The 13497-nt window shown below is 64.9% G+C and carries 13 protein-coding genes; all 13 read left to right on the top strand.

Translation table 11 applies throughout. The annotated features are described in order from the left end of the window. The first annotated feature begins 69 nt into the window (after window positions 1-69). The 13 genes from rpoC to rpsC all read left to right on the top strand — a co-directional run bounded on the left by rpoC (window position 70) and on the right by rpsC (window position 13496). Entirely contained in the window at window positions 70-4275 is a 4206-nt protein-coding gene (gene rpoC / locus FHW12_RS11680) for a DNA-directed RNA polymerase subunit beta' (RefSeq protein ID WP_182531203.1), read from the top strand. 301 nt (window positions 4276-4576) lie between these two features. After that, on the top strand, window positions 4577-4951 hold the full coding sequence (rpsL, locus tag FHW12_RS11675) for a 30S ribosomal protein S12 (RefSeq protein ID WP_182531202.1): 375 nt from the start codon (window positions 4577-4579) through the stop codon (window positions 4949-4951). A gap of 76 nt (window positions 4952-5027) precedes the next feature. Continuing rightward, window positions 5028-5495, top strand: a complete 468-nt coding sequence (rpsG, locus tag FHW12_RS11670) for a 30S ribosomal protein S7 (protein WP_182531201.1) — start codon at window positions 5028-5030, stop codon at window positions 5493-5495. A 128-nt stretch (window positions 5496-5623) separates the two neighbouring features. After that, on the top strand, window positions 5624-7714 hold the full coding sequence (gene fusA / locus FHW12_RS11665; protein ID WP_182531200.1) for an elongation factor G: 2091 nt from the start codon (window positions 5624-5626) through the stop codon (window positions 7712-7714). 89 nt (window positions 7715-7803) lie between these two features. Next, window positions 7804-8994: an elongation factor Tu gene (gene tuf, locus FHW12_RS11660; RefSeq protein ID WP_182531199.1), complete on the top strand. Its 1191-nt coding sequence runs from the start codon at window positions 7804-7806 to the stop codon at window positions 8992-8994. A gap of 392 nt (window positions 8995-9386) precedes the next feature. After that, window positions 9387-9698, top strand: a complete 312-nt coding sequence (rpsJ, locus tag FHW12_RS11655; protein ID WP_131994980.1) for a 30S ribosomal protein S10 — start codon at window positions 9387-9389, stop codon at window positions 9696-9698. Between the two features lie 29 nt (window positions 9699-9727). Then, window positions 9728-10372, top strand: a complete 645-nt coding sequence (gene rplC, locus FHW12_RS11650; RefSeq protein ID WP_182531198.1) for a 50S ribosomal protein L3 — start codon at window positions 9728-9730, stop codon at window positions 10370-10372. Window positions 10373-10382: 10 nt separating this feature from the next. After that, a complete protein-coding gene (gene rplD / locus FHW12_RS11645) occupies window positions 10383-10985 on the top strand; it encodes a 50S ribosomal protein L4 (RefSeq protein WP_182531197.1) in 603 nt (200 codons plus the stop codon). Further along, on the top strand, window positions 10982-11272 hold the full coding sequence (gene rplW / locus FHW12_RS11640; RefSeq protein WP_182531196.1) for a 50S ribosomal protein L23: 291 nt from the start codon (window positions 10982-10984) through the stop codon (window positions 11270-11272). The genes rplD and rplW overlap by 4 nt, the downstream gene beginning before the upstream one ends. A 48-nt stretch (window positions 11273-11320) precedes the next feature. Further along, on the top strand, window positions 11321-12148 hold the full coding sequence (gene rplB, locus FHW12_RS11635) for a 50S ribosomal protein L2 (protein WP_131994968.1): 828 nt from the start codon (window positions 11321-11323) through the stop codon (window positions 12146-12148). 3 nt (window positions 12149-12151) lie between these two features. Further along, entirely contained in the window at window positions 12152-12430 is a 279-nt protein-coding gene (rpsS, locus tag FHW12_RS11630) for a 30S ribosomal protein S19 (protein ID WP_182531195.1), read from the top strand. A gap of 11 nt (window positions 12431-12441) precedes the next feature. After that, window positions 12442-12771 carry a 50S ribosomal protein L22 gene (rplV, locus tag FHW12_RS11625; RefSeq protein WP_182531194.1) on the top strand — a complete coding sequence of 110 codons (330 nt, stop codon included), beginning with the start codon at window positions 12442-12444 and terminating at the stop codon, window positions 12769-12771. Between the two features lie 17 nt (window positions 12772-12788). Then, window positions 12789-13496, top strand: coding sequence for a 30S ribosomal protein S3 (gene rpsC, locus FHW12_RS11620; RefSeq protein ID WP_131994962.1), 708 nt, complete (start codon window positions 12789-12791; stop codon window positions 13494-13496). Window position 13497: the final 1 nt, after the last annotated feature.

The following is a 13497-nucleotide window of genomic DNA, read 5'->3' as shown; positions in this document are numbered from 1 at the left end:
GGCTTCGCCGGAAGGCGGCGCCCCGTTGCCGACGCATCGAACCCGAACCTCGAATCCCGGAGTTAAGACATGAAAGACTTGCTCAACCTCTTCAACCAGCAGCGCCAGTCGCTCGATTTCGACTCGATCAAGATCGCGCTGGCTTCGCCCGACCTGATCCGCTCCTGGTCGTTCGGCGAGGTGAAGAAGCCCGAGACGATCAACTACCGCACGTTCAAGCCCGAGCGCGACGGCCTGTTCTGCGCCGCGATCTTCGGTCCGATCAAGGACTACGAGTGCCTGTGCGGCAAGTACAAGCGCATGAAGCACCGTGGCGTCGTGTGCGAGAAGTGCGGCACCGAAGTCACCCTGGCCAAGGTGCGCCGCGAGCGCATGGGCCACATCGAGCTCGCCTCGCCGACCGCGCACATCTGGTTCCTGAAGTCGCTGCCGTCGCGCATCGGCCTCATGCTCGACATGACCCTGCGCGACATCGAGCGCATCCTCTATTTCGAGGCCTACGTCGTCGTCGACCCGGGCCTGACCGCGCTCGAGCGTGGCCAGCTGCTCAACGAGGAGCAGTACCTGCAGTCGGTCGAGGAGCATGGCGACGAGTTCGACGCGCGCATGGGCGCCGAGGCCGTCTACGAGCTGCTCAAGACGATCGACCTCAACCAGGAACTGATCAAGCTGCGCGAGGAAATCGCCGCGACGAACTCGGAGACCAAGCTCAAGCGCCTCAGCAAGCGCATCAAGCTGGTCGAAGCGTTCCTCGAGTCGGGCAACCGTCCGGAGTACATGGTGCTGACCGTGCTGCCGGTGCTGCCGCCCGACCTGCGTCCGCTCGTGCCGCTGGACGGCGGTCGCTTCGCCACGTCGGACCTCAACGACCTGTACCGCCGCGTCATCAACCGCAACAATCGCCTCAAGCGCCTGCTCGAGCTCAACGCGCCCGACATCATCGTACGCAACGAGAAGCGCATGCTGCAGGAAGCGGTCGACGCGCTGATGGACAACGGCCGTCGCGGCCGCGCGATCACCGGCACCAACAAGCGCCCGCTGAAGTCGCTGGCCGACATGATCAAGGGCAAGCAGGGGCGCTTCCGCCAGAACCTGCTCGGCAAGCGAGTCGACTACTCCGGCCGCTCGGTCATCGTGGTTGGTCCGACGCTGAAGCTGCACCAGTGCGGCCTGCCGAAGAAGATGGCGCTCGAGCTGTTCAAGCCGTTCATCTTCTCCAAGCTGCAGCGCCGCGGCCTCGCCACCACGATCAAGGCGGCGAAGAAGCTCGTCGAGCGCGAGAGCGCCGAGGTGTGGGACATCCTCGAAGAGGTGATCCGCGAGCACCCGGTGCTGCTCAACCGCGCGCCGACGCTGCATCGCCTGGGCATCCAGGCGTTCGAGCCCGTGCTCATCGAAGGCAAGGCGATCCAGCTGCACCCGCTCGTCTGTACCGCGTTCAACGCGGACTTCGACGGTGACCAGATGGCCGTGCACGTGCCGCTGTCGCTCGAGGCGCAGCTCGAAGCGCGCGCGCTGATGATGTCGACCAACAACATCCTGTCGCCCGCGAACGGCGAGCCGATCATCGTGCCGACCCAGGACGTCGTCCTCGGCCTGTACTACATGACGCGCGCGCTCGAGAACGCGAAGGGTGAGGGCATGGCGTTCGCCAACGTCGCCGAAGTCCATCGCGCCTACGACAACCGCGCGGTCACGCTGCACGCGAAGGTGAAGGTGCGCCTGCACCAGGTCGAGTTCGACGAAAACGGCAAGCGCAGCGAGAACACGACCCTGGTCGACACCACGGTCGGCCGCGCGCTGCTGGCGGAAATCCTGCCGGAAGGCCTGCCGTTCGCGCTGGTCAACATCGAGCTGACCAAGAAGAACATCTCGCGCCTGATCAACCAGTGCTACCGCCGCCTCGGCCTCAAGGACACGGTCGTGTTCGCGGACCAGCTCATGTACACGGGCTTCCATTACGCGACGCGCGCGGGCATGTCGATCGGCATCGACGACATGAAGATCCCGGCCGCCAAGAAGGGCATCCTCGAGGAAGCCGAGAAAGAAGTCACCGAGATCCAGCAGCAGTACCAGTCGGGCCTGGTGACCGCGGGCGAGCGCTACAACAAGGTCGTCGACATCTGGTCGCGCACCAACGAGAAAGTCGCCGCGGCGATGATGAAGGGCATCGGCTCGGACGAGGTCAAGAACGCCAAGGGCGACCTGGTCGAGCAGAAGTCGATGAACTCGCTGTTCATCATGGCCGACTCGGGCGCGCGCGGTAGCGCGGCGCAGATCCGCCAGCTCGCCGGCATGCGCGGCCTGATGGCCCGCCCGGACGGCTCGATCATCGAGACGCCGATCAAGGCGAACTTCCGCGAAGGCCTGAACGTGCTGCAGTACTTCAACTCGACCCACGGTGCCCGAAAGGGTCTCGCGGACACCGCGTTGAAGACCGCGAACTCGGGTTACCTGACGCGTCGTCTCGTCGACGTCGCGCAGGACGTGGTCGTCACCGAGACCGATTGCGGCACCAAGTCCGGGCTCACGATGGCGCCGATCGTCGAAGGCGGCGACGTCGTCGAGGCGCTGAAGGACCGCGTGCTCGGCCGCGTGGTCGCCGAGGACGTGTTCGCGCCGGGCAACGACGAGGATCCGATCGTCCCGCGCAACACGCTGCTCGACGAAGCGATGGTGGAGAAGCTCGAAGTCGCCGGCGTGCAGTCGGTGCTCGTGCGCTCGCCGATCACCTGCGACGCGCGCTTCGGCGTCTGTGCGATGTGCTACGGCCGCGACCTCGCGCGTGGCCACCTCGTCAACATCGGCGAAGCGGTCGGCGTCATCGCCGCGCAGTCGATCGGCGAGCCGGGCACGCAGCTGACGATGCGTACGTTCCACATCGGCGGCGCCGCGTCGCGAGCCGCCGCAGTCGACAACGTGCAGGTGAAGACGACCGGCACGCTGAAGTTCACCAACCTCAAGACCGTCGCGCACAGCGCCGGTCACCTCGTCGCCGTGTCGCGCTCGGGCGAACTGTCGGTCATGGATACGCACGGCCGCGAGCGCGAGCGCTACAAGGTGCCGTACGGCGCGGTCATCGACGCGAAGGACGGCGCGGCGGTCAAGGCCGGCCAGACGGTCGCGAAGTGGGACCCGCACACCCATCCGATCGTCTCGGAAGTGGCCGGCGTGGTCCGCTTCATCGACTTCCAGGATGGCATCACCGTGCAGGAGCAGGTCGATGAACTGACCGGCCTCGCCAGCGCGGTGGTCACCGACCCGAAGCGCCGCGGCGGCACCGCCAAGGACCTGCGTCCGATGGTGCGCCTGGTCGACAAGAAGGGCGGCGAACTGCGTCTGCCCGGCACGGACATCCCGGCGCAGTACTTCCTGCCCGCGGGTGCGATCGTGTCGCTGCAGAACGGCTCCGAGGTCGGCGTCGGCGACGTCGTCGCGCGTATCCCGCAGGAAACGTCCAAGACCCGCGACATCACGGGCGGTCTGCCGCGCGTGGCCGACCTGTTCGAAGCGCGCAAGCCGAAGGAACCGGCGATCCTCGCCGAGCGTTCGGGCGTGGTCAGCTTCGGCAAGGACACCAAGGGCAAGCAGCGCCTGATCATCCGCGACACGGACGGCAACGAGCACGAGGAACTGATCCCGAAGTGGCGTCACGTGATCGTGTTCGAAGGCGAGCACGTCGAGAAGGGTGAAACGATCGTCGACGGCGAGCCGAATCCGCACGACATCCTGCGCCTGCTGGGCGTCGAGCCGCTGGCGGCGTACCTGGTCAAGGAAATCCAGGACGTCTATCGCCTGCAGGGCGTGAAGATCAACGACAAGCACATCGAAGCGATCATTCGCCAGATGCTGCGCAAGATCGAGATCGCCGAACCGGGTGACACGCGTTTCCTGCGCGGCGAGCAGGTCGACCGCTCGCGCCTCGTCGAGGAGAACTCGCGTGCGGACGCGCGCAACGAGCGCGTGGCCGAGATGCTGCCGGTGCTGCTCGGCATCACCAAGGCGTCGCTCGCGACCGAGTCGTTCATCTCGGCGGCGTCGTTCCAGGAAACGACGCGCGTGCTGACCGAGGCGGCCGTACGCGGCACCCGCGATACCTTGCGGGGCCTCAAGGAAAATGTTATCGTCGGACGCTTGATTCCCGCCGGTACCGGCCTTGCTTATCACGCCCAGCGGCGCAGCAAGCAGGGTACGTTGACCGAGCAGGAACGCGAAACGCTGGGTGCCACGAGTTCGGTGGCCGAGGCGGTCGCCGAAGACGGCGATTCGCATTGATCCAGGCCCCGTGTGGGCTGATCCGACCAGGCCTGCGAGAGCAGGCGTCCGGGTGAACCGGGCCTTCCCCGCAGCGGGGTGGTGATCAGCCGGGGCGAGGCGACGACATCGAAAAGAGGCGAAGGATTCGCCTCGTGTTCGAGGGCAGGGAGCGAGGCGCTGGGCGCGCGGCGGGTTGACCGTCGCGTTAGGCGCACGTTATACTCTTTTGTCTCGGCAGGCCGAATTCATTCGGCCTGCCTTTTGTTTCCCGGACGATTCCGGGCTTTCTTCCAAGATCTCGCAGGCACGGTTCAAACGCATGTCAACAGTCAATCAGCTGGTACGCAAGCCGCGCAGCCCGAAGACGTACAAGAGCGCGTCCCCGGCTCTCGCGAATTGCCCGCAGCGTCGCGGCGTCTGCACGCGCGTCTACACGACCACGCCGAAGAAGCCGAACTCGGCTCTGCGCAAGGTCGCCAAGGTGCGACTGACGAACGGCTTCGAAGTCATCAGCTACATCGGCGGCGAAGGCCATAACCTGCAGGAGCACTCGGTGGTGCTCATTCGCGGCGGCCGCGTGAAGGATCTGCCGGGCGTGCGTTACCACACGGTGCGCGGCAGCCTCGATGCGGCCGGTGTGACCAAGCGTCGCCAGAGCCGTTCGAAGTACGGCGCGAAGCGCCCGAAGAGCTGATCCGCTCGCATTCCCACAGGCGCTTCGGCGCTTGAGTATCAAGTGGCCCGTGTGGCCGCATCATTGAGAAGAATCTATGTCACGTAAAGGTCAAACCCCGACTCGCGTCCTCCTGCCCGACCCCAAGCACGGCAGCCAGGTCATCGCCCGCTTCATCAATATGGTGATGCAGAGCGGCAAGAAGTCGGTCGCGGAAAAGATCGTCTACGGCGCGCTCGACCACATCGGTGAGAAGCATGCCGAGCCGGTCGCGCTGGTCGAGAAGGCGCTCAACAACGTCGCACCGGCGGTCGAGGTCAAGTCCCGCCGCGTCGGTGGCGCGACGTACCAGGTTCCGGTCGAAGTGCGCTCGACGCGCCGCACCGCGCTGGCGATGCGCTGGCTCATCGACGCGGCGCGCAAGCGCGGCGAGAACACCATGCCGCGCAAGCTCGCGGCCGAACTGCTCGAGGCTTCCGAGAACCGCGGTGGCGCGGTGAAGAAGCGCGAGGAGACGCACCGCATGGCGGAAGCGAACAAGGCGTTCTCGCACTACCGCTGGTAAGCGGTTTCGCGCGTCCGGCGATTCGCCCGAATCGCGGCATGCGGGGCTTCAGCCCCGCGTCTGAACATGCACCGCAGCCGGGACGGCTGCTCCATCGCGGGTAAGGAATCCCGGGAAAGGTAATCACAATGGCTCGCACCACACCTATCGAGCGCTATCGCAATTTCGGCATCATGGCCCACATCGATGCCGGAAAGACCACCACGACCGAGCGCATCCTCTATTACACCGGCGTCAATCACAAGATTGGCGAGGTGCATGAGGGCGCCGCGACGATGGACTGGATGGAACAGGAACAGGAACGCGGCATCACGATCACGTCGGCCGCGACGACCTGCTTCTGGACCGGCATGGACCGTTCGTTCCCGCAGCATCGCTTCAACATCATCGATACCCCGGGGCACGTCGACTTCACGATCGAAGTCGAGCGCTCGCTGCGCGTGCTCGACGGTGCGGTGTTCGTGCTGTGCGCGGTCGGTGGCGTGCAACCGCAGTCCGAGACGGTGTGGCGCCAGGCCAACAAGTACGGCGTGCCGCGCCTCGCGTTCGTCAACAAGATGGACCGTACCGGCGCCGACTTCGACAAGGTCGTCGGCCAGCTGAAGTCGCGCCTGGGCGCGCATCCGGTGCCGATGCAGGTGCCGATCGGTGCCGAGGACGCCTTCGAGGGCGTGGTCGACCTCGTCAAGATGAAGGCGATCTACTGGGACGCCGAGTCGCAGGGTATGTCGTTCGAGTATCGCGACATCCCGGCGCACCTCAAGGATGTCTGCGAGAAGGCGCATTCGTTCCTCGTCGAGTCGGCCGCGGAGACGTCGGAAGACCTCATGAACAAGTACCTCGAGGAAGGTTCGCTTTCCGAGGACGAGATCTATGCGGGCATCCGCGACGCAGTGATCGGCAACAAGCTGATCCCGGTGTTCTGCGGCACGGCGTTCAAGAACAAGGGCGTGCAGGCGATGCTCGACGCGGTCGTGCGTTACCTGCCGGCGCCGTCCGATCGTCCGCCGGTCAAGGGCATCGACGAGGACGAGAAGGAAGATTCGCGCACGGCCGACGACGCCGCGCCGTTCTCCGCGCTCGCGTTCAAGATCATGACCGATCCGTTCGTCGGCTCGCTGACGTTCTTCCGCGTGTATTCGGGCGTACTGAATTCGGGCGACACCGTCTACAACCCGGTCAAGAGCAAGAAGGAACGCGTCGGCCGCATCCTGCAGATGCACGCGGCCGAGCGCAGCGAGATCAAGGAAGTCCGCGCGGGCGACATCGCCGCGGCGGTCGGCCTGAAGGACGTCACGACCGGCGACACGCTGTGCGCGACCGACAACGTGATCACGCTCGAGCGCATGACGTTCCCGGATCCGGTCATCGCGATGGCGGTCGAACCGAAGACCAAGTCGGACCAGGAAAAGATGGGCATCGCCCTGTCGCGCCTCGCGCAGGAAGACCCGTCGTTCCGCGTCCGCTCGGACGAGGAGTCGGGCCAGACGATCATCGCCGGCATGGGCGAGCTGCACCTCGAGATCATCGTCGACCGCATGAAGCGCGAGTTCAACGTCGAGGCTAACGTCGGCAAGCCGCAGGTGGCCTACCGCGAGACGATCCGCAAGGCCGTCAAGCAGGAAGGCAAGTTCGTGCGCCAGTCGGGCGGCAAGGGCCAGTACGGCCACGTCGTGCTCGAGATCGAGCCGCAGGAGCGCGGCAAGGGTTACCTGTTCGAGAACGTGACCGTCGGCGGTTCGGTGCCGAAGGAATACGTGCCGGCGGTCGACAAGGGCATTCGCGAAGCGATGACCAGTGGTCCGATGGCGGGCTTCCCGGTCGTCGACATCAAGATCAAGCTCGTCGACGGTTCTTACCACGAGGTCGACTCGAACGAAATGGCGTTCAAGATCGCCGGTTCGATGGGCTTCAAGGAAGGCTTCAACAAGGCCAACCCGGTCCTGCTCGAGCCGATCATGAAGGTCGAGGTGGTCACGCCCGAGGACTACATGGGCGACGTGATGGGCGACCTGAGCCGCCGTCGCGGCGTGCTGCAGGGCTCGGACGATTCGCCGTCGGGCAAGGTCATCAACGCGATGGTGCCGCTCGGCGAAATGTTCGGTTACGCGACGAGCCTGCGCTCGATGTCGCAGGGCCGCGCGACCTTCACGATGGAGTTCGACCACTACGCCGAAGCGCCGAACAACATCGCCGAAGCGGTCATCAAGAAGAGTTGACCAGCGCGACCCTCGCGGGTCGCCGGAATATAGAGAAGCGGCCCTTCGGGGCCGCATTGTCCAAATAGTCTGCTTTGAGGTTGCAAGTCATGTCGAAGGAAAAATTCGAGCGCAAGAAGCCGCACGTGAACGTGGGCACGATCGGCCACGTTGACCACGGCAAGACGACGCTGACGGCGGCGCTGACGAAGATCGGTGCGGAGCGCTTCGGCGGCGAGTTCAAGGCGTACGACCAGATCGACGCGGCGCCGGAAGAGAAGGCGCGCGGCATCACGATTTCGACGGCGCACGTGGAATACGAAAGCCCGACGCGGCACTACGCGCACGTTGATTGCCCGGGCCACGCGGACTACGTGAAGAACATGATCACGGGAGCGGCGCAGATGGACGGCGCGATCCTGGTGTGTTCGGCGGCGGACGGTCCGATGCCGCAGACGCGCGAGCACATCCTGCTGGCGCGCCAGGTGGGCGTGCCGTACATCGTGGTGTTCATGAACAAGGCGGACATGGTCGACGACGCGGAGCTGCTGGAGCTCGTCGAGATGGAAGTGCGCGAGCTGTTGTCGAAGTATAACTTCCCGGGCGACGACACGCCGATCGTGAAGGGATCGGCGCTGAAGGCGCTGGAAGGGGACCAGTCGGAAATCGGCGTGCCGGCGATCATCAAGCTGGTGGAAGCGCTGGACAGCTGGATTCCGGAGCCGCAGCGTGACATCGACAAGCCGTTCCTGATGCCGGTCGAGGACGTGTTCTCGATCTCGGGTCGCGGCACGGTGGTGACGGGCCGAATCGAGCGCGGCATCGTCAAGGTGGGCGACGAAATCGAGATCGTGGGCATCCGTCCGACGCAGAAGACGACGGTGACGGGCGTGGAGATGTTCCGCAAGCTGCTGGACCAGGGCCAGGCGGGCGACAACGCGGGCCTGTTGCTGCGCGGCACGAAGCGTGACGACGTGGAGCGCGGCCAGGTGCTGGCGAAGCCGGGTTCGATCACGCCGCACACGAAGTTCGAGGCGGAAGTGTACGTGCTGTCGAAGGACGAGGGCGGTCGCCACACGCCGTTCTTCAAGGGCTATCGCCCGCAGTTCTACTTCCGCACGACGGACGTGACGGGTGCGTGCGAGCTGCCGGAAGGCGTGGAGATGGTCATGCCGGGCGACAACATCAAGATGGTGGTGACGCTGATCGCGCCGATCGCGATGGACGAGGGCCTGCGCTTCGCGATCCGCGAAGGCGGCCGTACGGTCGGCGCGGGCGTGGTGGCGAAGATCATCCAGTAAGGTCAGAAAAGGACCTGGCAGGTTCCCGGAATGGATTTTTCGGGATTCTGCTACGCAAAAGCTTCACATTCCGTGGGTGTCTTGTTATAGTAGACAGCTCACTACCGCTCCGGTATTGCCTGGGGCGGCAACAGACAGCGAAATGAGGCGCAGGAAGCGCTTCGAGTTCGCCGACAGGATGTCGACCGTAGCGACCCCGGCACGGGGCGATCGTCTCGAGGACGGGTCGGCTGCGAGGGTGGTTCAAGCTTGAGCGGACCGGGAACGGTCCGCTCATTCTTTCGCGCAGTTGCAACAGGCATTCAAAGGCCGCCCCTGTCGGGTGCGGCGGGCGGGGTTCAGTGAGCCCTGTCGTCGATGAACAGCGTTCTTTCAGATTCAAGGACACGGCAATGGCGGACCAGAAGATTCGTATCCGGCTCAAGGCATTCGATCACCGCTTGATCGATCGCTCCGCGAGCGAAATCGTCGAGACGGCGAAGCGCACCGGCGCACAGGTCCGCGGACCGATTCCGCTGCCGACCAAGATCGAGCGCTACACCATTCTGGTGTCGCCGCACGCCGACAAGGATGCGCGCGACCAGTACGAGACGCGTGTGCACAAGCGCGTGATGGACATCGTCGACCCGAACGACAAGACCGTGGACGCGCTCATGAAGCTCGACCTCGCGGCCGGCGTCGACGTCCAGATCAAGCTGCACTGAAGCACCAGTACAAGTAACGGGATACGACGATGAGTATCGGGTTGGTAGGTCGTAAATGCGGCATGAGCCGCGTCTTCACCGAAGATGGTCGTTCGGTGCCGGTGACGCTGATCGAAGCGACGCCGAACCGCGTGACGCAGGTGAAGACCATCGAGGCCGACGGCTACAGCGCCGTCCAGGTCACCGCCGGCGCGAAGCGCGCTGCGCTGATCAACAAGCCGCTCGCCGGGCACTTCGCCAAGGCGAACGTGACGGCAGGTCGCGGCCTGTGGGAATTCCGCGTCGAAGCGGCCGAGCTCGGCAAGTTCGCCGTCGGCGGCGAGCTTAAGGCCGACGAGGTCTTCACGGTCGGCCAGAAGGTCGACGTGCAGGGCGTCAGCAAGGGCAAGGGCTTCCAGGGCACGATCAAGCGCCATCACTTCACGATGGGCGATGCCACGCACGGCAACTCGCTGTCGCATCGTGCGCCGGGCTCGATCGGCCAGCGCCAGACGCCGGGCCGCGTGTTCCCGGGCAAGAAGATGGCCGGTCACATGGGTAACGTGACCCGCTCGTCGATGAACCTCGAGATCGTCAAGATCGATACCGAGCGTCATCTGATCGCGATCAAGGGCGCGGTGCCGGGCGCACCGGGCGGCGACGTGATCGTGCGTCCCGCCGTGAAGTCGAAGTAAGGAGGACGCCATGGAACTCAACGTCATCGGCGCCAAGCCGGTTTCCGTCTCCGAGGCGGTGTTCGGCAAGGAATTCCGCGAAGACCTCGTGCACCAGGTCGTCGTTGCATATCGCAACGCCGGTCGCGCCGGCACGAAGGCGCAGAAGTCGCGTTCGGATCTGTCCGGCACGACCAAGAAGTTCAAGAAGCAGAAGGGTGGCGGCGCGCGTCACGGCGACTTCCGTGCCCCGATCTTTGTCGGCGGCGGCGTCACGTTCGCCGCGCGTCCGCGCAGTTTCGCGCAGAAGGTCAACCGCAAGATGTTCCGCGGCGCGATGGTTTCGATCCTGTCGGAGCTGAACCGCCAGGGTCGCATCTCGGTGGTCGAGTCGTTCGGCATCGAGCAGCCGAAGACCAAGCAGATGGTCGCCAAGCTCGCCGAGCTGAAGGCCGCGGGCCGCGTCGTGCTGGTCGCCGAGAACGCGCCCGAGGCGCTGTATCTCGCCGCGCGCAACGTGCCCTACCTGCACGTCGTCGACGTCGCCGCGCTGGATCCGGTCAGTCTGGTCGGTGCGGACAAGATCGTCATGACGGTCGAATCGCTCAAGCGTATCGAGGAGTGGCTGGCGTGAAAGAGCATCTGTACAACGTCCTGCGCGCGCCGCACATCTCCGAGAAGAGCGCGCGTCTGCAGGAAAACAACCAGTACGTGTTCGAGGTTGCGCAGGCTGCGACCAAGGCCGACGTGAAGGCGGCCGTGGAAGGACTGTTCAGCGTCGAGGTGCAGTCGGTCAACCTGGTCAACGTCAAGGGCAAGGCCAGGGCATTCCGCAACCGCGCCGGCACGCGCAGCAACAAGCGCAAGGCGTACGTTCGACTCGCCGATGGCCAGACCATCGACGTGACAGCCAAGGCCTAAGGTGGATATGGGCGTGATGAGCGTCCATGGAAATCAGGAAAAAACATCATGGCACTGATTACAGTCAAACCCACCTCCGCCGGACGCCGCGCCGTCGTGCGCGTGGCCACTCCTGGCCTGCACAAGGGCGCGCCGTACGCACCGCTGACCGAGTCGCAGTCCAAGACCGGTGGCCGCAACCATTACGGTCGCATCACCACCCGTCACAAGGGTGGCGGCTCGAAGCAGCATTACCGCGTGATCGACTTCAAGCGCGACAAGGAAGGCATCGCCTGCCGCATCGAGCGCATCGAATACGATCCGAATCGCACGGCGCACATCGCGCTGCTGTGTTTCGTCGACGGCGAGCGCCGCTACATCATCGCGCCGAAGGGCGCGAAGGTCGGCGACCAGCTCATGTCCGGCCACGACGCGCCGATCAAGGTCGGCAACTCGCTGCCGCTGCGCAACATCCCGATCGGTTCCACCGTGCACTGCATCGAGATGAAGCCGGGCAAGGGCGCGCAGATCGCGCGTTCGGCCGGTGCCTCGGCGCAGCTGGTCGCGCGCGAGCAGGGCTACGCCACGCTGCGCCTCCGCTCCGGCGAGATGCGCAAGGTGCCGGCGGAATGCCGCGCCACGATCGGCGAAGTCGGCAACAGCGAGCACAACCTCGAAAAGCTGGGCAAGGCGGGTGCGTCGCGCTGGCGCGGCGTGCGTCCGACCGTTCGCGGTGCCGCGATGAACCCGGTCGACCATCCGCACGGCGGTGGCGAGGCGAAGGCCGGCCAGGGTAACCCGCATCCGGTGTCGCCGTGGGGCATGCCGACGAAGGGTTACAAGACGCGCAAGAACAAGCGCACGACGCAGTTCATCGTCCGCGACCGCAGGGGTTAAGCAATGGCTCGTTCTCTGAAGAAAGGCCCGTTCGTCGACCATCACCTGATGAAGAAGGTGGAGGTTGCGGGCAACACGAAGAAGCCGATCAAGACCTGGTCGCGTCGATCGATGATCGTGCCGGAAATGGTGGGCTTCACGCTCGCGATCCACAACGGTCGCCAGCACGTGCCCGTGCTGGTCAATGAAAACATGGTCGGCCACAAGCTCGGCGAATTTGCGGTGACCCGCACGTTCAAGGGCCACGGTGGCGACAAGAAGGCCGCCGAGGCCAAGAAGTGACGGTGAGCACGATGGAAGCCAAAGCGATCCTGCGCAGCGCGCGCATTTCCCCGCAGAAGGCCCGCCTGGTCGCCGACCAGGTGCGTGGCATGCCGGTCGGTCGCGCGACCAACCTGCTGCAGTTCAGCGACAAGAAGGCGGCGCACCTGATCAAGAAGGTGCTGCTGTCGGCCGTCGCGAACGCCGAAAACAACCTCGGTGCGGACGTCGACGAGCTGAAGGTCTCGAAGATCTTCGTCGACGAAGGCGCGATCCTCAAGCGCATGCATGCACGCGCGAAGGGCCGCGGCTCGCGCATCTCCAAGCGCACCAGCCACATCACCGTGGTTGTCGGCGAATAAGGCACAGGACGACTACGATGGGTCACAAAGTCAATCCGATCGGCATCCGCCTCGGCATCGCCAAGGACTGGAATTCGAAGTGGTTCGCGAACAAGCGCGAATACGCCGAATACCTCGGTGCCGACCTCAAGGTGCGCGAGCTGCTGAAGAAGAAGCTCGCCCAGGCCGGCATTTCCCGGATCCAGATCGAGCGTCCGGCCAAGACCGCACGCGTGACGATCCACACGGCTCGTCCGGGTGTCGTCATCGGCAAGAAGGGCGAGGACATCGAGAAGCTGCGCAAGGAAGTCTCGAACGTGATGGGCGTCCCGGCGCACATCAACGTGACCGAGGTGCGTAAGCCCGAGCTCGACGCCCAGCTCGTCGCGGAATCGATCGCGCAGCAGCTCGAGCGCCGCATCATGTTCCGCCGCGCGATGAAGCGCTCGGTGCAGAACGCGATGCGCCTCGGTGCGCTCGGCATCAAGGTCAATGTCGCCGGCCGCCTGAATGGCGCCGAGATCGCGCGTTCGGAGTGGTACCGCGAAGGTCGCGTGCCGCTGCACACGCTGCGCGCGGACATCGACTACGGCTTCGCCGAGGCGAAGACCACGTACGGAATCATCGGCGTGAAGGTGTGGGTCTTCAAGGGTGAGATCTTCGACCTCCACGCATCTCAGCAGGAAGCCAAGGCCGAGGCCGCTGAAGAGCGTCCGCAGCGTCGCGCGCCGAAGGCGGGAGCGTAAG

This window comes from Dokdonella fugitiva (assembly GCF_014138265.1).
In the GTDB taxonomy this organism is placed as follows: domain Bacteria; phylum Pseudomonadota; class Gammaproteobacteria; order Xanthomonadales; family Rhodanobacteraceae; genus Dokdonella_A; species Dokdonella_A fugitiva_A.
Note: the sequence above shows the minus strand (reverse complement) of the source record. Positions and strands in the feature narration are given on the sequence as shown.